We start from the raw sequence: 19781 nt of genomic DNA, 5'->3' as shown, positions 1-19781 counted from the left end.
AACAACCCGCGCCCCGAACGAAAGCGCGCCCCGGCCGAGTGGGGGGAGAAGGATCCGGCCGGGGCGCGCAGCTTCCCGCGGGGGGCTACTTGAAGGAGGCGAAGGCCTTCTGGAAGGCGTCGGCCGACTGCTCGATCGAGGAACAGGTCGGCTGGGCCGAGTTGGACGCCCCGCCCTCACACGCCTTGTCGCGGGTGGCGGACCACATCGACAGCCCGCCCAGGCCCTTCTCCTTGGCGAAGGCGACCAGCTGCGTGGCGTCGTCGACCTTGAAGACCTCGGACGAGACGTCGTTGACGCCGATCATCGGGGTGATGGCGACGGCCTTCCAGGCAGCGGCGTCGGACAGCCCGAGCGCGCTCTTGATCTGAGCCTGCGTGGCAGTTGCGGCCTGCTCGGCATAGGTCCCCATGTCGCCGCTGTACGAGGCCCCGTAGTCCATCGCCATGATGTTGACGAGGTCGGCCGAGACCCCGTTCTCCTTGGCGTTCTTGAGGAAGTTCACGCCGTCCGAGGTAAGGCCCTCGGGCATCACGGGGAGCGTGAAGGAGACGTTCAGATTCGGGTTGTTCTTCTGCAGAGTGGCGATGGCCTGGGCGCGCTTGGTGTTGGCGGCGGTGTCCGGCAGGGCGCCGCCCTCGACGTCGAAGTCGACCTTGGTGAGCTTGAACTGGTCGATGACCTTCTGGTACGCCGCCGCCAGGTCGGAGGCCGAGGAGCAGGCCTGCGCCAGCTCGGTGCCGGAGGCGCCGCCGAAGGAGACCCGGACGTCGCCGCCCGCGGCCCTCAAGTCACCGACCTGAGCGGCGACTTCGTCGCTGCCGAGGTCGGTGACGCCGCCCCACTTCGGGGTGCAGGAGCCGCCGGAGGTGACGAAGGCGAGGTTGTACTCCTTGACGCCGGTGGCCTTGGAGGAGGCGACCAGATCGAACTTCGGGTAGAGCGAAGTATCGACATACGGAGCGAACCCACCGGCGGCCGCGGAACCCGACCCCGTACCGGAGGACGAGGACGGAGCTGGAGCGGAGGACGACGACGGAGCCGGAGCGGAGGACGTGGACGGGGCCGGAGCGGAGGACGTGGACGGGGCCGGAGCGGACGCGCTGGCGCTGGGGGTGGCCGTAGCGGACTCGGTGGGCCGGCCGCTCGGTTCCGGCGTGGCCCCGTCATCCACGGAGCACTTGGCACCGTCGATGAGACACCCGGCCGGATCGGCCTCGCCGGTGACGACGAACCCGACGGTCACGGACTTACCGGCGGCGATGCCTTCCTTGTCCCAGGAGGCGGGCTTCACGGTGACGTGCGAGCCGGACACCGACGACTCGGCGTTCCACAGGGAGCCGAGCTTGGTGCCCGAGGGCAGATCGAACTCCAGCGTCCAGTCCGACCGGGCCTTGTCCGTGTCGTTCTTGACGACGTACTGGGCGGTGTACCCGCCGGACCACTCACTGGTCTTGGTGTACGCGGCGCCGACACCGGCGGCCTGCGCCGTACCGGAGAACAGAAAGGCGCCGCCGCCCACGACGGCCGCGGCCACGAGCCCGCCTATCGCCTTGTTCCTGCCGCTGAACCTGCGCCGGTGCGTGCTGCTCATCGCGTGCCTGCCTTAGCTGTACGGGGGTGGGGGTGCGGCAGCACGCTAGCGATCCGGAACCCGGCAAATGGTGCACCATCACCGGCGGTTGAGGTTCTTATGGAGGGCTTAAGGAACCCATCGGAACGGATTAAAGGTAGAGACCGACCCCGAAACGATGAGGACTCACCCGACTACACAGCGGCACCGGACGACGGGGTACGGCGTCGGCGCCGTGCCGCGCTGCGATGCCCGCGCCGCCCCTCGGCGGGGCCCCGCCCGTCCAGCTGCACCCAGATCCGCACCTCGGTCCCCCCGAGCACGGAGGACCCGATCCGCACATCACCGCCGGTCGACTCGGCGAGCCGCCGGACGATGTCGAGCCCGAGCCCGGTGGACCCGTCGCTGCCGGACCCCCGCCCACGTGCCATCGCGGCGTCCGGGTCGAGGATCCCCGGCCCCGCGTCGGAGACGAGCACGATCACGGCGTCCTCACCGCTGTGTACGTCGACGGCGAAGGCGGTGCCTTCAGGGGTGTGCCGGAAGACATTCCCGAGGAGCGCATCGAGCGCGGCGGCCAACTCGCCCCGGGCCACGGGGATGCGCACGGGCCGATCGATCCCGGCGACGCGCACCTTGCGCCCCTCGTCCTCGGCGAGCGCGGACCAGAAGTCCATGCGCTCACGGATGACCTCGGCGGCGTCACACCCGGCACCGGGCCCGGCGGCGGCGGTCTGCGGCTTGGCGTCGCGGGCGGTGCGGATGATGGTGTCGACCTCACGCTCCAGCTGCTCGACGGCGGCGCGGGTCTGCTCGGCGGCGGCGCCCTCCCCCAGCGAGACGGCGTTGAGGCGCAGAACGGTGAGGGGCGTACGCAGCCGATGGGAGAGATCGGCGGCCAGCTCCCGCTCGTTGGCGAGGAGCTGAACGACCTGGTCGGCCATGGAGTTGAAGGCGACGGCGGCGAGCCGGAGTTCGGTGGGCCCTTCCTCCGGCACGCGGGCCCCGAGCTTCCCCTCGCCCAGATCGTGCGCGGCGTGGACGAGGCGCCGGGCGGGCTGCACCATGCGTACGCCGAGCCGGTCGGCGACGGCCACGGACCCTATGACGAGGGCGATGCCGACACCTGCCAGCACGAGCCACGCCGTGGCGACCCCGTTGGTGACCTCGGACTCCGGTACGAACACCTCGACGACCGCGATGCCGGAGCTGACGGCGATGGGCTGGAGCCACACGGACCCGCCCGGCACATCGGCGACGGTGGCCTGCCGGAGGCCGACGTGCTCGCCACCGGCGCGCGACGTGCCGACCTGGATTGCCGGGGCGCCCCCCGCGGCCGGGATGTAGACGGCCATGCGGCCGTCGGCGCCGGCCTCGGTGGAGGCGACGGCGCGGGTCAGTTCGTCACGGTCGGTGGTGATGGAGAGGGTGGGCCCGATCGCGGCGGCGGTCCGCTCGGCGTTGGAGAAGGCACGGTCCCGGGCCATTTCCTTGATGACGAGGCCGAGAGGAACCGCGAAAGCCACCACGACCATGGCGGTGACGGCGAGGCACACCTTGACCAGGGCCCACCTCATGCCGGACCGCCCTCCGCCCGCGGCGGCTCCAGCTTCACGCCGACGCCCCGCAGGGTGTGCAGATAGCGCGGCCGGGCGGCCGTTTCACCCAACTTCCTGCGCAACCATGACAGATGGACGTCGATGGTCTGATCGTCCCCGTACGACTGCTGCCACACCTCGGCGAGGAGCTCCTTACGGGGGACCACGACGCCGGGCCGGCCCGCGAGGAAGGTGAGCAGGTCGAACTCGCGCCGGGTGAGATCGAGTCGCGCCCCGTCCAGCTCGGCCTGGCGCCGCAGCGGGTCTATCGCGAGGCCGCCGACCTGGAGGAGGCGCGAGGGGGGCTCGGCGGCGGCGCTGGAGCGCGCGCGGCGCAGCACGGCGGCCATGCGGGCGGACAGGTGCTCGGGCGAGAACGGCTTGGTGAGGTAGTCGTCGGCGCCGTCGTTGAGGAGCCGGACGATCTCGGTCTCGTCGTCGCGGGCCGTGGCGATGATCACGGGGACGTCGGTGATGCCGCGCAGCATCTTCAACGCCTCGGACCCGTCCAGATCGGGCAGACCGAGGTCGAGAATCACGACGTCGAAACGGAAATGGGCGACCTCGCGCAGCGCCTCCAGGGCCGTGCCGACGCTCCGTACGGTGTGGGAGGCCTCGGTCAGGTGCCGGATGAGGGCTGAGCGCACGAACTGGTCGTCCTCGACCACGAGCACACTTGCCATGGGCGGCACCGTACGCCATACGGGGGACCCCGGTCCTCCTTCCGTGCAGGTCCGGGGCAACCCGGGTCCCCCTGGGACACGGGTGGGGCGGGTGCGGCAGTATGGCGACGATGCACCCCATGCGCAGAGGACTTGTTCACACGGCGGCCTGGCTCCTGGCCACGGGCGCGGCCGTCACGCTGTCGTGGTGGGGCGTGCACACGGTGATGGCGGGCACGGCCTACGACCCGCCGCGCGCGGTACCGATCGCCGCCGGAGCGGTGGAGGCGCGGTCCTCGTCCACGCACCGCCCGGAGCCGTCGCCGCCGGCGTCGCCGTCCCGCTCGGACACGGAGAAGCCGTCGCACTCCCCCGGCTCGGCCACCCCGTCGTCGAGCCGCCCGGCGAAACCGAGCACCTCCGCCAAGCCGCCCGCGTCACCGTCGGCGTCCGGCACGGTGAAGGGCTACACGACAGACGGTGGCCGTGCGGTGTTCGACCTCGGCAAGGACGCCGCGACGCTGGTCTCGGCGACACCCTCGGCCGGCTGGTCGGTGCAGGTGTGGAAGGACTCGACGTGGATCAGGGTGGAGTTCACCTCGGGCACGGACAAGGTCTCGGTGTTCTGCACGTGGCACGACCACGCGCCGCGCGTTGAAGTAGGGAATTACTGACCGCCCGCGCGAGGGCCCGCCCCGCCCTCCCCGAAACGAATCGCCCCCTCAGCCCCCGTCACGGAAACCCGTCACCGAATCCCGTCACCGGAAGACGGACGGCGGAGGAGCAGGCGAGGCGACGGCGCCGGAGTCGCTGACGGCTGCGGCTCCCCCGGTGAAGTCCGAGAGGGCCTTGCCGTGTTCGACGCGGGCGGGATGCGGATCGCTCGCCGCGCGCCGGGTCAGCTCGGCGACGGGCAGCACCCGGTCGGAGGCGACCAGTACGGCGTTGCCGAAGCGCTTGCCGCGCAGGACGGCGGGGTCGGCGACGAGGGCGAGCTCGGGGAAGACGGCCGCGGCGGTGGCGATCTGGCCGCGCAGATGCGCGAGGGGCGGCCCGTCGGCGAGGTTGGCGACGTAGCATCCGCCGGGCTTGACCACGCGGCGGACCTCGGTGAGGAACTCGGTGCTGGTGAGGTGCGCGGGCGTACGCGCTCCGCTGAACACGTCGGCTATCAGGAGGTCGGCCCAGCCGTCGGGGAGTTTCGCGAGACCCGCGCGGGCATCGGCGGCGCGTACGCGGATCCGGGCACCTGGGTCCAACGGCAGTTCGCGGCGCACCAGTTGGACGAGCGCCTCGTCGCGTTCGACCACTTGCTGGGTGGAACGCGGGCGGGTCGCGGCGATGTAGCGGGCGAGGGTGAAGGCGCCGCCTCCCAGGTGCACGGCGTGCACGGGGCGGCCCTTGTCCACGGCGAGGTCGATGACATGGCCGATCCTGCGCTGGTACTCGAATTCGAGGTACGCGGGATCGTCGAGGTCGACATGAGACTGCGGGGCACCGTCCACGAGCAGCGTCCAGGCGCGCGGCCGGTCCCGGTCGGGTATCAGCTCGGCGAGCCCGCCGTCGACGGCCTCGACGACGGCCTCCCGGCCGCCACGGGCCGCTCCGGCCTGCTTGTTCTTTGCCCTTGACCTTGCCATCCGTCCATTATCGACGGGCAGCGACGAGTCGGCCCAGCGGCCACGGAGCCACCCAGCGCTGAGGCGCGGACCGCAGAGCCGCGGACGGCTCAGGCCCGGTCCGCTGAAGCCTGGACCGCTGAAACCCGGTGCCGGGCCTCAGCGGCAGTTGTCCGCGGCCTCGATCATGCGGGCCGCCTCGCCGAGCGCCGCCCGCAGGACCGCCGGGTCGGTGACGAGCTCGGCATCGCCGGGCGGGAGCAGCCAGCCGCCGCCCTCGACGGGGGTGGGTGGCACGGGCCCCGCGCTGAGGCCGCGCTCCCGCGAGGGCGACGCGGGGGTGTGGGTGCACGCGCTGCCGGGGAGGTCCCAGCCGTCGGCGGTGCCGGACGGGACGAGGAAGCCGAGGGTGTCGCAGTCCCCGTCGTGCAGGACCGGACCGACGGCCTCGGTGGCGCCACGACGCAGGATGTCGACCGCTTCGAGGCCCTGCCGGGCCGGGACGGTCACCACGTCGCAGGACGCGCTGTCAGGGGGTGGCGCGCTGCGGTCCTGGGTCGGCCGGTGCCGCGCCGTCGAAAGTGATGCCTCCAACACGTCAGCCCCTCCTCGCTCTCGCGTACGGGTTGCACGACCGGAACGACCGCTCCGGCCCCGCAAGGTTCAACGCCCTTGAGCGTCAACAGCTACGGCAGCACGCCGCCGCAAAGGATGGCACTTCATGGCGGATGCGGGGGGAGATATCCGATTTGTAGCCAAACACTGTGTGTCGGAGTCGTTACAGCAGGTACCTTCGTGCCCCGTCGGAACAGGGGTTGCACCAGGGTTCCCAGAGGCCCAACTCCCCGGTGATCCGGCACGGTTCGCACGAGAGGGCCCGATCATGACGCCGTCACCGGTGGCATCGTCAGCGCAGTCCCCGCGGCCGAATCTCGCCTTCAGGCGGCTGCGAGGGCAGCGCTCCCCGGGCGAGTTCGCGGCCGCGGTGCGCCGGGCCGCCCGGGAGATCGGCGAGCGGGTCAGCTGCGACGCGCGCTACATCGGGCGGGTGGAGGCCGGCGAGATCCGCTGCCCCAACTACGCGTACGAGCGGGTGTTCCTGCACATGTTCCCCGGCCGCTCGCTCACGGACCTGGGGTTCGCGCCCCGCTCGGCCGTCCGCGGCCGGGCGGCGCGCCCCACGGAGCCCGTACCCCTCGTGCACACCGAGTTCGAGTTCCCGCACCACGACGAGGAGAGCGACGTGCGGCGTCGCGCATTCATGACCGGAGGGACGGCCACCGTGGCCATCGCCTCCCTGGCGCCCTTCGGCATCGCGGCCGACGGCACGGCAGCTGACGCGGCGAAGTCAACTGCCGCGGGCCACGGCGGGCGCGCGGCGCCCAAGGCCGGTGTCGGCGCGGTCGAGGAAGCCATCCGCCGGATCCGGCTGCTCGACGACCGGCACGGCGCCGACGGGCTCTACAAGAGGGCCGCGGCCCCGCTGCGTACGGCGTTCGCGCTGCTCGACGCGGGGACGGCGGCGCCCGGCACGGCCGAGCGGCTCCTGGCCGGAGCGGGTGAACTCGCCATCTCGGTCGGCTGGTTGGCGCACGACTCGGGACGCTTCGACGACGCGCGGTCACATTACGCGGAGGCGCTGGCCACCGCGCGCGTGGCGGGCGACCCGGCGCTTGAGGCGCACGCGTTCTGCAACACCGCGTTCCTGGCGCGGGACGCGGGGCGGCCGAGGGAGGCGGTGCGGGCGGCGCAGGCGGCCACGCGCGTCGCGGGCCGGCTGGCGTCGCCGCGGCTGCTCTCGCTGATCGCGCTGCGCGAGGCCGGCGGGTGGGCGGGGCTCGGGGACCGCAGGGGATGCGAGCGGGCGCTGGCCCGGGCCCAGGCCCTCTTCGCGCGCGGGGAGTCGGACGACGACCCGGAGTGGATGACGTTCTACGGCGAGGCCGAGCTGGAGGGCCTGGAGGCGCAGTGCTACTCGGCGCTCGGCGACTGGACCCGCGCCGCCCGGCACGCGCACCGCGCAGCCGCCCTCCAGGACCCGCACTTCACCCGGAACATCGCCCTGTACACGGCGGAGCTCGCCGACGATCTGGCGCGCGCCGGTCAGCCCGACGAGGCCGCGTCCGCGGGGATGCGCGTTCTGCATCTGCTGACCGAGGTCCAGTCGTCGCGCATCCAGTCGATGCTGGCGACCACCGCGCGCGTGCTCCTTCCGCACCGCAGGGCGTCGGGCGTCTCGGCCTTCCTGGAGCAGCACGCGTCGGCGCCGCGCACGGTGTGAGCCCTGCCGGCGGGTCCAGCGCGGCTAGCCCTCGTGGCCCGCGAGGTGGCCGATGTCGTTCCACGACTCGATCGCCGGTTCCCCGTAGGCCCAGCCGAGGACCGACAGGGACGTCGGGTTGAGGCGGATGCGGGCCGCGAAGTCGAGCGGGAGTCCGAGCCAGCGTGCGCCGATCGAGCGCAGCATGTGGCCGTGTGCGAACACCAGGGCGTCGCGGTTCTCCGATCTGGCCCAGGCGACGACCTCGTCGGCGCGCGCGGTCATCTGTTCCAGGGTCTCGCCTTCGGGGACACCGTCGCGCCAGATGAACCAGCCGGGGCGCCGCTCCTGGATCTGGGCGGGGGTCAGGCCCTCGTAGGCGCCGTAGTCCCACTCCATGAGCGTGTCCCACTCGGTGGCCCGGTCGCCGAAGCCGGCCAGGTCGCAGGTCTCGCGCGCGCGGGAGAGCGGGCTGGTGCGCACCTCGGCCCCGGGGAGTCCGTCGAGGGGCGACCGGTGCAGACGTTCGCCGAGGAGCTTGGCGCCGCGCCGTCCCTCTTCCAGGAGGGGGATGTCGGTCCTGCCGGTGTGCCGCCCGGACAGTGACCATTCCGTCTGTCCGTGCCGGGCCAACAGGATGCGCGGTGCCATGGGTGACCTTTCCGAGGGCGGGTGAAAAGGGCTGCCATGTACCGACAAGTCAGGCCAGGCGCGCCCGCTCGTTCCATCATCGCTCACCCGGGATTCAGGCAACCTCCCGGGTGATCGTTGCGTCTTCGTGGGTCGGAGGCGCCCCTTCCTGGCGGACACGTACACCGTAAAGTGAGCCACATGGCCACGGGCCGCCGTACACGGAGTTAAGGGGGAGCGGCCGGATGTCGCAGACCGAGGCATCGCCCACTGCGGCGACAGGGGGCGACCGGCTGCGCTGGTGGACCGAACTGCCGCTGATATTGCTCGTGTACGCCGCCTACTCGGCGGGCCGGCTCATGGTGGGCGGGAAGGTGTCGAGCGCCGTGGACCACGGCCTCGCGATACTCCGGGCCGAGAAGGCACTCCATCTCAACCTCGAACATCCGCTGAACCGTCTCTTCACCGCCGAGGCCTGGATCGGTGTCCCCGCCGACTTCTGGTACGCCTCACTGCACTACCTCGTCACCCCAGGCATCCTGATCTGGCTCTTCCGCAGCCGCGCCGCCCACTTCCGCGCCGCCCGGACCTGGCTGATGACGTCCACCCTGATCGGCCTGATCGGCTTCACCCTCGTACCGACCTGCCCGCCGCGCCTGCTCTCCCCCGGCCACGGCTTCGTCGACACCATGGCCCAGTACAGCTCGTGGGGCTGGTGGGGCGGCCAGGCGAGCGCGCCGCGCGGGCTCGGCGGCATGACCAACCAGTACGCGGCGATGCCCAGCCTGCACGTCGGCTGGGCGGTGTGGTGCGGGGTCATGCTGTGGCGCCACGGACGCACGCCGCTGGTCAGGGCGGCCGGTATCGCCTACCCGCTGATCACCACCTTCGTGGTGATGGGCACCGCGAACCACTACTTCTTCGACGCGCTCGCCGGGGCGGCCGTCATGGGCCTCGGCTTCCTGGTGAGCCAGCGCGTGACGCGGGCCGCGGACCTCGTACGGGCGCGGATGCGCAGCGCGCCGACGGCCGGATCCGCACGGCCCCGCCGCACCTCTCCCACCCCGGCTTCCACGGCGGCGTCCTCAATTGTCAGTGGGGAGTGCCAGACTTCGGCGGGTGAGCGAATTCCCCGACAGCGCAAGGTCAGTGCAGGACCGGGCGGCGGCCCGGGTGCCCGCTCCTCCGACGCGGGGGACGGCGCTGCGACAGCAGCTCGCTGAGCTGCGTGGCGCCGGCATAGCGCCACGGGCGCTGGATGCGCGGGCGCTGGCGGCGCTCGCCGCGAATCCCGGATGCCGGCGGCGCGCGCTGCTCGACGGGGCGGGCGTCGACAAGGCGCGGCTCGCGGACGCGCTCGGGGCGCCGTCCGGATTCGGCCAGTCGCAGTTCGCGCTCACGCGGGGGAACGCGTTCGAGGCGAAGGTCAAGGCCGACGGAGGCGCGGAGCTGCTCCGGCTCGTGCACGAGCGCATGGGCGGCGGGCCCGAGCCGGTGCCGGGCGAGGCCCGTACGCCGGATCTGACGGCGGTCGGGCCCGAGGGCCGCACGGCCCGTACGGCGCTCGCACTGCGCGAGGCGACGGCAGAGGCGGCCCGCTCCGGTGCCTGGACGTTCCTGGAGCACCCGATGCTCGCGCTCGACGTCGCGGGCACCCCGGCCTTCCTCGAACCGGACGCGGTGGTCGTGCACCCCGACGGGTCGTGGACGGTCGTCGAGATCAAGTCCTTCCCGATGATCGACGGCAGCGCGGACGCGGCGAAGGTCGGCGCCGCGGCCCGCCAGGCCGCGGTGTATGCACTGGCGCTCGAGCGGGTCGCCGGGCACCTGGATACGGCGCCCGAGGTCAGGCACCGGATCCTGCTCGTCTGCCCCAAGGACTTCAGCAACCTCCCGACGGCATCCGCCGTCGACGTACGCAAGCAGCTGTCGGTGACGCGGCGGCAGCTGGAGCGGCTGACCCGCATCGAGGACATCGCCGACGCGCTGCCCGAGGGCACGTGCTTCGACGTCACGCGCCCCACGGACGAGCTGACCGAAGCGGTCGAGTCGGTGCCGGCGGCGTACGCGCCGGAGTGCCTGGCCGCGTGCGAGCTGGCGTTCCACTGCCGCGACCGGGCCCGTGAGGAGGGCGCGGTCACCTCGCTCGGCCGCGGCCTGCGGGCCGAGCTGGGCGCTCTGACCACGGTCGACGAGGTCCTCTCGGCGGCCCACGGCCACTCCGGAGACCCGCGGGACCCGGCGGTCGCCGCCCTGCGCCGGGCGTCCCGGCTGCGGGCCGAGGCGCTCGGTGCGCGCGGAGAGGCGGCGCCGGCATGCCGCTGATCACCGATCTGGCCCGCCTGGAGGCCGTACAGAGCGGGCGCGCCCAGCCGGTCGCGACCGTGCGGCACCGCCATCTGTCGCAGCGCCCCCTCGTCCTGGTCCCGCTCATCACGGCGGGCGAGGCGGGCGCCCCGCTCGGCGCCCTCGTCGGCACGGAGCGCACCTCGCCCCGGCTCCTCGTGGTGCCCCAGCCCCGCGACCGCGACCTGCGCTTCGCGTTCCTCGCCGAGCTGGCGGGGATCGTCCTGCCGTACGTCGACGGGTTCGCGGCCGACGTCGAGACCGCCGAGCGCGCCGAGACCGACCCGACGACCGGCAAGCGGGTCAAGGTGGAGGTCGAGCTGTGCGCGGACGCTCCCCAGCTGATCCTGCCGAGCCGTTCCGGCATCGAGTTCGTACGGCTCCTCGGCCGCTCGATGCGCTTCCGCCGCACCGCCGAGCAGGAGCCCGAGGCTCCGTATCCCGCCCCGCCGCACGTCCCGCTCCTGGGCCGCTGGCTGACGCACTTCGGGGAGCGGGCCAGAGTTCCCGGTTCCGCGCTCCTGCTCGCCATGACGGACCTGCTGTCCCGGCACTGGGCGACGGGCCAGTCCACCCTGGAGGACCAGCACCTGGGCGCGCTGCTCGCCTGGATCGAGGCCCCGCAGGACACCTCCGGCGCCGAGGCCGCGCTCCGTGCCGAGCTGGCCCGGGACAAGGACGGCCAGCTCCTCTGCCCGCCCGCGGGCCCGGCCACCGACCCGGCGTTCGACAACAAGCTCCTCGCACCCGCGATCGAGCGCTACGACAAGGCCCGCACACTACTGGCCGCCGCCGAGGACGGCATCGAGGCGGACGTGAGGCTCGCCGCGCTGACGGCGGCCGAGCGCGACATCCACGCGCTCGTCGAGAGCCGGACCCGGCCCACGTGGGACGCGGTGTGGCGCGGCCTGGACGCGATGTGCACGCTCCCCGAGGGGCCGCGCGCCGCGGAGCGCTGGACGCGCGACCGCTGGTCGTTCACCGGTCACCGGGACCGCGTCGCCGCGGGCGAACCGCCGCAGCCGCGCCGCGACGACGCGGTGACGGCGGCCAACAAGCTGGCGACGCGCGAGCGCGAGCAGGCCAGGCTGGACGCACAGGAGGCGCTGGACGATCCGCTGGTCATGGCGGGCCGCCGGCTCACCGGGGAGGCGTTCGCGGGCGAGGTGACCGAGTCGGTCCCGGCGTACAACGAGAAGAACCGGCCGCGCCCCCTGATCACCGTCCGCACCGACGACATGCCGCATCTCGGCGAGCGCACGAAGGTGTACCGCTCGCTCGACGGCAAGCCGCAGGCGGCGGAGTTCGTGTCGTACGACGCCGGGGGCGACGTCGTCCTGCGCGTCCTGGACAAGATGGGCCGGGGCAAGGAGCCGGAGCCGGGATCCGTCCCGGAGAAGGGTGACCAGGTGTGCTTCACGCTCTTCGAGCACGAGCAGCGGGGCGGCCCGAAGCTGCCGGACCCGGAGGAGACGCCGTGGACGCACGGCGGCCCGCCGCACACGGACGGCTCGGGTGCGCCGGTGCCTGAGGCGCCCGACGCCGTGACCACGGAGGATCTGCTGTGACGACCGCACCGCATCAGCTCGGCCGCTCCGGCACAGGCGGCGACACCCCGTTCGACCCGGGGGCGGCGGCCGGCCGCGCCACCGAAGCCATCCTCCGCGACACCCTGCACGGCACGGCCCGCGGCACCGTCGTGGACTCCCCGCCCGGCGCCGGCAAGTCGACGCTCGTCGTGCGTGCCGCGCTCGAACTGGCCGAGGCGGGGCGCCCGTTGATGGTCATCGCGCAGACGAACGCACAGGTCGACGACCTCGTCCTGCGCCTCGCCGAGAAGAACCCCGAGCTGCCCGTCGGACGCCTGCACAGCAGCGACACCGACCCGTACGACAAGGCACTCGACGACCTGGCGAACGTGCGCAAGTCGACCAAGGCCGGTGACCTCGCCCCGCTCCCGGTCGTCATCTCGACGGCCGCGAAGTGGGCGCACGTCAAGGACATCGCCCCCTGGCAGCACGCCATCGTCGACGAGGCGTACCAGATGCGCTCGGACGCGCTGCTCGCCGTGGCCGGCCTGTTCGAGCGGGCCCTGTTCGTGGGCGACCCGGGGCAGCTGGACCCGTTCGCGATCGTCGGGGCCGAGCAGTGGGCGGGCCTGTCGTACGACCCGTCGGCGTCCGCCGTGACGACGCTCCTGGCGCACAACCCCGAGCTGCCGCAGCACCGGCTCCCGGTCTCCTGGCGCCTGCCGGCATCGGCCGCGCCCCTGGTCTCCGGCGCCTTCTACCCGTACACGCCGTTCCGCAGCGGCACGGACCACGGCGACCGCAGCCTCGGGTTCGAGGTGGCCTCCGACGGCTCCGGCCCGGACCGGGTGATCGACGAGGCCGCGGAGTCGGGCTGGGGCCTGCTCGAACTCCCGGCCGGGCACACGCCCCGCACCGACCCCGAGGCCGTACGGGCCCTGGCCCAGGTGGTGCGGCGCCTGCTGGAGCGCGGGGGCGTCACGGAATCGGAGCGCGGCCCCGGCCCGTCCCCCCTCACGGCGGACCGCGTCGCGGTCGGCACGGCGCATCGCGACCAGGCGGCGGCGGTGCGCTCGGCGCTCGCGGACCTCGACGTCACGGACGTCACCGTGGACACGGCGAACCGGCTGCAGGGCCGCGAGTTCGACGTCACGGTCGTCCTGCACCCGCTGTCGGGCCGCCCGGACGCGACGGCGTTCCACCTGGAGACGGGCCGTCTGTGCGTCCTGGCCTCCCGCCACCGCCACGCGTGCATCGTGGTCTGCCGCGCGGGCGTCCCGGACCTGCTGGACGACCACCCGTCGACGGAACCGGTCCAGCTGGGAGTCACGGTGAAATTCCCGGACGGGTGGGAGGCACATCACGCCGTACTCGCCCGCCTCGCGGAACACCGGGTGGCGTGGACGCCTTGAACACGTGGACGCCTTGAACAACGGGCGCTCTTGCGGGCCTGCGGACAATGGAAAGTGGCCCCGGCGTCGACGTGGGGCTGCACACCGTACGAGGAGGAACATCATGGCCGAGCCCGAGCGGGCCCGTACCGAGAGGCGGATGCGTCCGGCCCCGCTGCTCTTCGAGCCGGCCGAGGCCGCCGCGGATCCGGAGCACTTCTTCGATCTGGAGGCGATCGAGGATCCGCGTGAGCTGCTCGCCCGGGCGACGGAGCTGACGCACGCGTTCCGGGCAGCGACCGACCGGTCCGTGGAGTTCCAGGCCATGGCGGCGGCCCAGCTCGCCGACCCGCGCCGCTTCGACCGCCTGACGCCCGCGGTGATCGCCGAGCAGGCGCAGTGGACCGAGGACTACGCGAAGAAGATGGTCGAGTTCGGCCGCGATCTGATGCGCGGGCCGGCCGAGAACCGGCCGTAGCGGACAGGGCGCGGCAACCGCCCCGCAACCGCCCCTGTAAAGATCGTTTGGCATATGCCAGGGGGCAAGATACTCCACCCCGCCCACTCCTGTCCCGATTTCCGGCAACCCTGAGAGGTCGCACGCTCACGCCCGGTAGACGTAACTGCCATGAGTGCCACAGACACCCAGAACAGCACCGGCCGGCTGACCCGGTACGACCGATTCGACATCGCGGGCGCCACCCGGGAGGGCGCCGCGTGGCTCGCCTCGGCGGGAACGCATCCGCGCAGCACCCTCGCGTTCTGGGAGTCACGGCCCGGCGCCCCCGTGGTACTGCCCTGCGGCAGCGTCTTCGACGTGGTGAACGTGCCGTCGATGTTCGGGCGCCGGATGCTGGACGCGCTGTGGGAGGAGGGTCCTGGCTCCGGCCCCGTCGCCGCGCACCGCGGCCGCATGCTGCTGTTCACGGCCCCCGGCACCGCCCAGCGCCTGCCTTCGCTCCTCGAGTGGGAGGAGTGGGGCCCCGCCGTGCCGCCCCTGCTGTGCCACGGAAGCGGTGACGCCGTGACGGTCCCGCCACCGGCCGGGGGCACCGATCACGCCGGGGACCGGGGCTCCGACTCGCGCTGGATGGTCGCCCCCGACACCCGCCACCCGTGGCTGCCGGGCCCCGAGGTTCTGCTCTGGGCCTGCGTCCGCGCGGCCCGCGCGAGCGCCAAACCCTCGGTGCGGATATCGATTTTTCCTGGCCCGGATCAGGATGCTAAGGTCTACGACGTCAGCAGGCGCCGCTAGCTCAGTTGGTTAGAGCAGCTGACTCTTAATCAGCGGGTCCGGGGTTCGAGTCCCTGGCGGCGCACAGACAAGCAAAAGCCCTCCACACACGTGGGGGGCTTTCGCTATTGGCGGGCCCCGAGGCACTCACCCCGTACTCACCTTGACCGTCCATGACCCCGACCGCGTGCGGCCCTCGACCTCGACCTGTACGTTCTCGCCCGGCACCCTGAAGGTCTCCCCGACCCGCACCGGCGCGTCCGCGAGCGCCGGATAGACCGAGTCGCCCCAGCACGCATCCGTGTCGGGGTGCGCGTCGAGTACCTGGACCGGGCCGCTGCCGGAGGCGGTCTCGCTGCGCACCCGGTAGACGAGGATGCCTTCGGAGCACGACGCCGCGTCGTTGCCGTCGGCGCTGCGGGCCTCGATGGCGATCGCGCTGTCCTCCCCTGTGCGTACGACGGCGAGCTTCGTCCCGTTGCCCGTGCCGAAGGGCGTGCCCTTGATGCCGGGTGCCGCGGCCGGCCGCGCGGGCGCGGACGTCAGGGGTTCGAGGGTGAGGCGCCGACTGCCGGTCCCCGTCACGCACACCACCTGCTTCCGGTCCAGCCAGCCCAGCTTCCACTTGTGCCATCCGAAGAAGTCGGGCGCGAGCCCGAACTGACTGCCCATGACATCCCAGTCACCGACGTACGTGTCCCAGTCCCCCTTGCCGTCGGTCGGCCGGTGGTAGAGGTCAGGCAGGTCGAAGACATGACCCGTCTCGTGGGCCAGGACGTTGCGGTCGGGCGGGTGCTGCTCGAAGACGGTGACGATGCGTTTGATGTCCTTGCCGTCGGCCCGCATCGGCTGGTCGAAGTTGACCACCTTCGTGGCGTCCGAGTCGACGCCCGGGGCGTCGGGGTCGGCGACGAAGTAGATGACGTCGTACTTGCTGAAGTCGTTCTTCGGGTCCGCCGTCGCGAGGGCGTCGCGCAGATAGGCGCTGCGGTGCGAGGCGTCCCAGTCACGCTTTATGGCGTACGAGGTCGAGGCGTGCGGCATGCGGAGCCAGCGCCGCTGCGGGTGCGGGACCAGGTGGAACTTCCCGTAGGAGGCCCGGTCGTAGAAGTCGCTGGTGGCGGGGAAGTAGTCGGCCGTGAGTTCCTCGGGGGTGGTCACCGGCCGGGCGTCGGGGAAGGAGAGGAAGACCATCAGCGCGTTGAGGGTCCTGACCGGGCGCGGATAGGCGCTGTTCCAGGTGTCGAGGCCCTCCGAGTGGTGGGCGGCGGTGCGCTCCAGCGCGCAGGGACCCCCGTAGGGGGCGGAAATCGCGGGGCCCGCGACCAGGGACGTGGCGGCCATGGCCATGAGCGCGGTGAAGGCCGCGCCGACGGAACGCAGGCGTGGTCTCTCCACTCCCCCGGGTGGCAGCGGGCGCGGCAAGTCGACCTCCGGATCGGGAAAGCGGGACACCCAACCCAGAGTGTGGGGATTTGTAGTATTGCGCCCTGTTTATCTGACCCGGTCGGGTGAGAGGGCGACACCCCCGGCGGTCACAGAACGTCACGCGCGGTCGCGGGGGACCAGAAGGTGTGCTGGGCACGAGCAGAAACGATCTGTCGGCTACCCCGGGATGCGGCCGAACCGGCGGATCGGGCGGGCAAGGCTGGATCGCGCCTCGGGGCTGCCTCTATGATCGGCACACTTTCCTGCGCGGACCCGGCTGCGAAGGCCGTTCGCCACCCAGACTGTGATGCCCCGGGAGCAAACCCTCCCGGACCCCCGGAACGACTGCACTGCGGGAGCGAGCGGTGAGCGGAATGTCCGAAGGGCCGACGACCGCGGCCGACGCGGCACCCGACTCCGCCCGCCGCGCCGTCACGGAGAGTTCCGCAGCGGTGGCGGCGCCCTCGCACGCAGCCGCCCCCGACGCCGTACGCGGCGGCCAGGAAGCCCGGGCCCATGAGGCGCTCGGCGTCGTCGAACCCCCTCCCCCGCCGGCGTCCCCGCCCGCCCCCTACCTCTCCGCCTTCCTCGCCGCCCCGCTCGCCCTGGCCGTCGTGGACCGCCAGGGCCAGGTGGTCACCGCCAACGCCGCGCTCGCCGCGATGCTCGGCGTCGACGACCCCGGCAGGCTCAGCGGGCACACGGCGGCGGAGCTGGTGGACCTGGCGTCCGACTCCCGCACCTGGCACACGTACCGCGAGGTGCTGCGCGGCCGGCAGGCGCGGCTGACGTGCACCCGCAGGATCAAGCACGCCGACGGGCACTCCGTGTGGGTGCAGGTCACCGTCTCACCCGTGCCGGGCGGCCGTACGGTCCTGCTCTCCCTCACCGACATCAGCGCCCGCCGTGAACTCCAGGCGCGGCTGCGGCACTTGCAGATGCACGACCCGGTGACCCGGCTGCCGAACCGCACGCTGTTCTTCGAGCGGCTCTCCGCCGCGCTGGAGGCGGGCGCGTACGACGGGGCGGGCAGCGGCCGGATCGGGCTGTGCTACCTCGACCTCGACGGGTTCAAGGCGGTCAACGACACGCTCGGGCACGGCGTCGGGGACCGGCTGCTCGCCGCCGTCGCCGAGCGCCTGACGCGCTGCGCCGACCGGATCGGCTACGGGCCGGGGGCCGCGGCACCGCTGGTCGCCCGGCTCGGCGGCGACGAGTTCGCGCTGCTCGTGGAGGACTCGGCCGGTACGGAACAGCTCGCGGGGCTCGCCGAATCGGTGCTCCGCGCGGTCCAGGAACCGTTCGACCTGTCGGGGCAGCGGCTCGCCGTGTCGGCCTCGATCGGGGTCGTGGAGCGGCACATGGAGGGCACGACGGCGACAGGCCTGATGCAGGCCGCGGACACCACGCTGTACTGGGCGAAGGCCGACGGCAAGGCGCGCTGGACGCTCTTCGACCCGGAGCGCAACGCGCACCGGATGACCCGCCAGGCCCTGTCGTCGGGCCTGCGTCCCGCGGTGGAGCGCGGCGAGTTCGTCCTCGAGTACCAGCCGCTGGTGAATCTGGGCGACGGGGTGCTGCGCGGCGTCGAGGCGCTGGTGCGCTGGGACCATCCCCAGTTCGGAATGCTCACGCCGAATCGGTTCATCGGACTGGCCGAGGAGGACGGCTCGATCGTGCAGCTGGGCCGGTGGGTCCTGCGCACGGCGTGCCGGCAGGCGCGCAGCTGGCAGCTGGAGCACCCCGAGGCGCCGCCGGTCTACGTGAGCGTGAACGTGGCGGTGCGTCAGGTGTGGGACTCGGATCTGGTGGCGGATGTCGCCGAGGTCCTCGCGGAGACCGGACTCGCCCCGGAACTCCTCCAGCTGGAGCTGACGGAGTCGGCGGTGATGGGCTCGGCGGGCCGCCCCCTCCAGGCCCTGCAGTCGCTCAGCGACATGGGTGTGCACATCGCCATCGACGACTTCGGCACCGGTTACTCGAACCTCGCCTACCTGAGCAGGCTCCCGGTGTCGGTCCTGAAGCTGGACGGCTCGTTCGTCCGCGGTTTCCAGTACGACGACGGGGGCGAGCACGCGACCCCCGCGGACGCCGTGATCGTCGAGGCCATGGTGCAGCTCGCGCACCGGCTCGGCCTCACGGTCACGGCCGAGTGCGTGGAGACGGCGGCGCAGGCGGCGCGCCTGCGCCAGATCGGCTGCGACACGGGCCAGGGCTGGCTGTACTCACGCCCGGTGGCGCCGGATCGTATCTCCGCGCTGCTGACGGCTTCCTGACGCCTTTCGAACGACCACGGGGTGCCGCCTCCCCCGTGCGAGGCGGCACCCCGGTCCGCAGGTCAGGCCCGCGGCAGCCCGTACGCGTCGGCGACGAGTTCGTAACTGCGCAGGCGGACCTCGGCGGTGTGGGCGTTGGCGGTGAGCATCAGCTCGTCGGCGCCGGTGCGCTTCTGGAGGTCGTCGAGGCCCGCGCGGACCTCGTCGGCGGTGCCGTGGATGACGTTCGAGTTCCAGCTGTCGACGAACTCCCGCTCCATCGGGCTGAATTCGTAAGCCTCCGCCTCCTCGGGGGTCGGGACGAGACCGGGGCGGCCGGTGCGCAGGCGGACCATGTTGAGGGCGGCCGCGAGGACCTGGCGGCGGGCCTCCTTCTCCTCGTCCGCGGCGAGCGCGGAGACGCCGATGAGTGCGTACGGGGAGGACAGGACCGCGGACGGCTTGAAGGACTCGCGGTAGAGGTCGAGGGCCGGGACCGTGTTCTGCGCGGAGAAGTGGTGCGCGAACGCGAAGGGGAGGCCGAGGACGCCGGCGAGGCGGGCGCTGAAGCCGGAGGAGCCGAGGAGCCAGATGGGCGGGCGGTGCGGGGACTGCACGCCGCCGGGGGACGTCGCCTGGACGGGGCCCGGGACCGCGTGGATGCGGGCGTAGGGGTGGCCGTCGGGGAAGTCGTCGTCGAGGAAGCGGGTCAGCTCGGCGAGCTGCTGCGGGAAGTCGTCGGCACCCTCGTTGAGCCGGTCGGTGCGGCGCAGGGCGGCGGCCGTCGCGCCGTCGGTGCCGGGGGCGCGGCCGAGGCCGAGGTCGATACGGCCCGGGGCCATCGCCTCCAGGGTGCCGAACTGCTCGGCGATGACCAGGGGCGCGTGGTTGGGCAGCATGACGCCGCCCGAACCGAGGCGGATGCGCTCGGTGTGGGCGGCGAGATGGGCCAGGATCACGGCCGGGGACGAGGACGCCACGCCGGGCATGGAGTGGTGTTCGGCGACCCAGTAGCGGTTGAAGCCGCGGTTCTCCGCGAGCTTGGCGATCTTGACGCTGGTGCGGAGGGCGTCGGTGGCGGTGAAGCCGGCTCCGACGGTCACCAGATCGAGGACCGAAAGGGGCACGGGGGCGGTGCCCTGGGCGGTTGCCCGGATCTCGTCGTTACCGGCCACGGAGTCCTCCTGTAAGTACGGTGCTGTCTGCGACCGGACATAACGGAGGATGGCTCCGGTTTATTCCGGACGCCTGTGACG

17 protein-coding genes and 1 tRNA gene are annotated in these 19781 nt (G+C 72.7%); 10 read left to right on the top strand and 8 right to left on the bottom strand.

From position 1 onward, the window contains the following. Positions 1-85 precede the first annotated feature (85 nt). From ACIPWY_RS11110 to ACIPWY_RS11100, 3 genes are all read right to left on the bottom strand, one after another. The gene (locus tag ACIPWY_RS11110) at positions 86-1594 is read right to left on the bottom strand and encodes a cellulose binding domain-containing protein (RefSeq protein WP_401532839.1); all 1509 of its coding nucleotides are present in this window, start codon (positions 1592-1594) and stop codon (positions 86-88) included. Between the two features lie 173 nt (positions 1595-1767). Continuing rightward, positions 1768-3150: a HAMP domain-containing sensor histidine kinase gene (locus ACIPWY_RS11105; protein WP_362902165.1), complete on the bottom strand. Its 1383-nt coding sequence runs from the start codon at positions 3148-3150 to the stop codon at positions 1768-1770. Next, complete coding sequence (locus ACIPWY_RS11100; protein WP_206302126.1) at positions 3147-3854, bottom strand: response regulator transcription factor; 708 nt, start codon at positions 3852-3854, stop codon at positions 3147-3149. Before ACIPWY_RS11100 ends, ACIPWY_RS11105 begins: the two co-directional genes overlap by 4 nt. A gap of 119 nt (positions 3855-3973) precedes the next feature. On the opposite strand from ACIPWY_RS11100, the gene ACIPWY_RS11095 reads away from it, so the two are divergent. Then, complete coding sequence (locus ACIPWY_RS11095) at positions 3974-4507, top strand: hypothetical protein (RefSeq protein ID WP_362902163.1); 534 nt, start codon at positions 3974-3976, stop codon at positions 4505-4507. Positions 4508-4591: 84 nt separating this feature from the next. Here the strand turns inward: ACIPWY_RS11095 and ACIPWY_RS11090 are convergent, their stop codons facing one another. Then, positions 4592-5473 carry a fused MFS/spermidine synthase gene (locus ACIPWY_RS11090; RefSeq protein ID WP_362902162.1) on the bottom strand — a complete coding sequence of 294 codons (882 nt, stop codon included), beginning with the start codon at positions 5471-5473 and terminating at the stop codon, positions 4592-4594. Between the two features lie 138 nt (positions 5474-5611). Then, entirely contained in the window at positions 5612-6049 is a 438-nt protein-coding gene (locus ACIPWY_RS11085; RefSeq protein ID WP_401532836.1) for a hypothetical protein, read from the bottom strand. A gap of 286 nt (positions 6050-6335) precedes the next feature. On the opposite strand from ACIPWY_RS11085, the gene ACIPWY_RS11080 reads away from it, so the two are divergent. Beyond that, positions 6336-7733 (top strand): tetratricopeptide repeat protein, encoded by a 1398-nt coding sequence (locus ACIPWY_RS11080; protein ID WP_362902158.1) that lies wholly within the window; start codon positions 6336-6338, stop codon positions 7731-7733. 24 nt (positions 7734-7757) lie between these two features. Here the strand turns inward: ACIPWY_RS11080 and ACIPWY_RS11075 are convergent, their stop codons facing one another. Continuing rightward, positions 7758-8363, bottom strand: a complete 606-nt coding sequence (locus tag ACIPWY_RS11075; RefSeq protein ID WP_362902156.1) for a histidine phosphatase family protein — start codon at positions 8361-8363, stop codon at positions 7758-7760. A 224-nt stretch (positions 8364-8587) separates the two neighbouring features. On the opposite strand from ACIPWY_RS11075, the gene ACIPWY_RS11070 reads away from it, so the two are divergent. The 7 genes from ACIPWY_RS11070 (at position 8588) to ACIPWY_RS11040 (ending at position 14927) form a co-directional block, all read left to right on the top strand. Then, positions 8588-9565, top strand: a complete 978-nt coding sequence (locus ACIPWY_RS11070) for a phosphatase PAP2 family protein (RefSeq protein ID WP_401532834.1) — start codon at positions 8588-8590, stop codon at positions 9563-9565. Then, on the top strand, positions 9516-10667 hold the full coding sequence (locus tag ACIPWY_RS11065; RefSeq protein ID WP_362902152.1) for a hypothetical protein: 1152 nt from the start codon (positions 9516-9518) through the stop codon (positions 10665-10667). Before ACIPWY_RS11070 ends, ACIPWY_RS11065 begins: the two co-directional genes overlap by 50 nt. Beyond that, entirely contained in the window at positions 10658-12256 is a 1599-nt protein-coding gene (locus tag ACIPWY_RS11060; RefSeq protein ID WP_393701685.1) for a hypothetical protein, read from the top strand. Before ACIPWY_RS11065 ends, ACIPWY_RS11060 begins: the two co-directional genes overlap by 10 nt. Next, positions 12253-13629, top strand: coding sequence for an AAA domain-containing protein (locus ACIPWY_RS11055; RefSeq protein WP_401532831.1), 1377 nt, complete (start codon positions 12253-12255; stop codon positions 13627-13629). Before ACIPWY_RS11060 ends, ACIPWY_RS11055 begins: the two co-directional genes overlap by 4 nt. A 103-nt stretch (positions 13630-13732) precedes the next feature. Further along, the gene (locus ACIPWY_RS11050; protein WP_362902147.1) at positions 13733-14086 is read left to right on the top strand and encodes a hypothetical protein; all 354 of its coding nucleotides are present in this window, start codon (positions 13733-13735) and stop codon (positions 14084-14086) included. 150 nt (positions 14087-14236) lie between these two features. Beyond that, positions 14237-14863, top strand: coding sequence for a bifunctional DNA primase/polymerase (locus tag ACIPWY_RS11045; protein ID WP_401532829.1), 627 nt, complete (start codon positions 14237-14239; stop codon positions 14861-14863). Beyond that, positions 14854-14927 (top strand) — tRNA-Lys (locus ACIPWY_RS11040). The genes ACIPWY_RS11045 and ACIPWY_RS11040 overlap by 10 nt, the downstream gene beginning before the upstream one ends. Before the next feature lie 62 nt (positions 14928-14989). On the opposite strand, the gene ACIPWY_RS11035 is transcribed toward ACIPWY_RS11040, so the two are convergent. After that, positions 14990-16297, bottom strand: a complete 1308-nt coding sequence (locus tag ACIPWY_RS11035; RefSeq protein ID WP_401532827.1) for a M6 family metalloprotease domain-containing protein — start codon at positions 16295-16297, stop codon at positions 14990-14992. 347 nt (positions 16298-16644) lie between these two features. On the opposite strand from ACIPWY_RS11035, the gene ACIPWY_RS11030 reads away from it, so the two are divergent. Further along, positions 16645-18546, top strand: coding sequence for an EAL domain-containing protein (locus tag ACIPWY_RS11030; RefSeq protein WP_362902672.1), 1902 nt, complete (start codon positions 16645-16647; stop codon positions 18544-18546). A 62-nt stretch (positions 18547-18608) separates the two neighbouring features. Here the strand turns inward: ACIPWY_RS11030 and ACIPWY_RS11025 are convergent, their stop codons facing one another. Beyond that, positions 18609-19700 (bottom strand): LLM class flavin-dependent oxidoreductase, encoded by a 1092-nt coding sequence (locus tag ACIPWY_RS11025; protein WP_362902141.1) that lies wholly within the window; start codon positions 19698-19700, stop codon positions 18609-18611. Between the last annotated feature and the right edge of the window lie 81 nt (positions 19701-19781).

Source organism: Streptomyces sp. NPDC090032, from assembly GCF_044748025.1.
GTDB lineage: Bacteria > Actinomycetota > Actinomycetes > Streptomycetales > Streptomycetaceae > Streptomyces.
The sequence above is the reverse complement of the archived record's forward strand: the minus strand, read 5'-3'. Positions and strand labels throughout refer to the sequence as shown.

Excerpts from the sequence above, each read along its gene's own strand:
- ACIPWY_RS11110 (WP_401532839.1), bottom strand. The coding sequence starts at position 1,594 with ATGAGCAGCACGCACCGGCGCAGGTTCAGCGGCAGGAACAAGGCGATA.
- ACIPWY_RS11105 (WP_362902165.1), bottom strand. The coding sequence starts at position 3,150 with ATGAGGTGGGCCCTGGTCAAGGTGTGCCTCGCCGTCACCGCCATGGTC.
- ACIPWY_RS11100 (WP_206302126.1), bottom strand. The coding sequence starts at position 3,854 with ATGGCAAGTGTGCTCGTGGTCGAGGACGACCAGTTCGTGCGCTCAGCC.
- ACIPWY_RS11095 (WP_362902163.1), top strand. The coding sequence starts at position 3,974 with ATGCGCAGAGGACTTGTTCACACGGCGGCCTGGCTCCTGGCCACGGGC.
- ACIPWY_RS11090 (WP_362902162.1), bottom strand. The coding sequence starts at position 5,473 with ATGGCAAGGTCAAGGGCAAAGAACAAGCAGGCCGGAGCGGCCCGTGGC.
- ACIPWY_RS11080 (WP_362902158.1), top strand. The coding sequence starts at position 6,336 with ATGACGCCGTCACCGGTGGCATCGTCAGCGCAGTCCCCGCGGCCGAAT.
- ACIPWY_RS11075 (WP_362902156.1), bottom strand. The coding sequence starts at position 8,363 with ATGGCACCGCGCATCCTGTTGGCCCGGCACGGACAGACGGAATGGTCA.
- ACIPWY_RS11070 (WP_401532834.1), top strand. The coding sequence starts at position 8,588 with ATGTCGCAGACCGAGGCATCGCCCACTGCGGCGACAGGGGGCGACCGG.
- ACIPWY_RS11060 (WP_393701685.1), top strand. The coding sequence starts at position 10,658 with ATGCCGCTGATCACCGATCTGGCCCGCCTGGAGGCCGTACAGAGCGGG.
- ACIPWY_RS11050 (WP_362902147.1), top strand. The coding sequence starts at position 13,733 with ATGGCCGAGCCCGAGCGGGCCCGTACCGAGAGGCGGATGCGTCCGGCC.
- ACIPWY_RS11045 (WP_401532829.1), top strand. The coding sequence starts at position 14,237 with ATGAGTGCCACAGACACCCAGAACAGCACCGGCCGGCTGACCCGGTAC.
- ACIPWY_RS11030 (WP_362902672.1), top strand. The coding sequence starts at position 16,645 with ATGTCCGAAGGGCCGACGACCGCGGCCGACGCGGCACCCGACTCCGCC.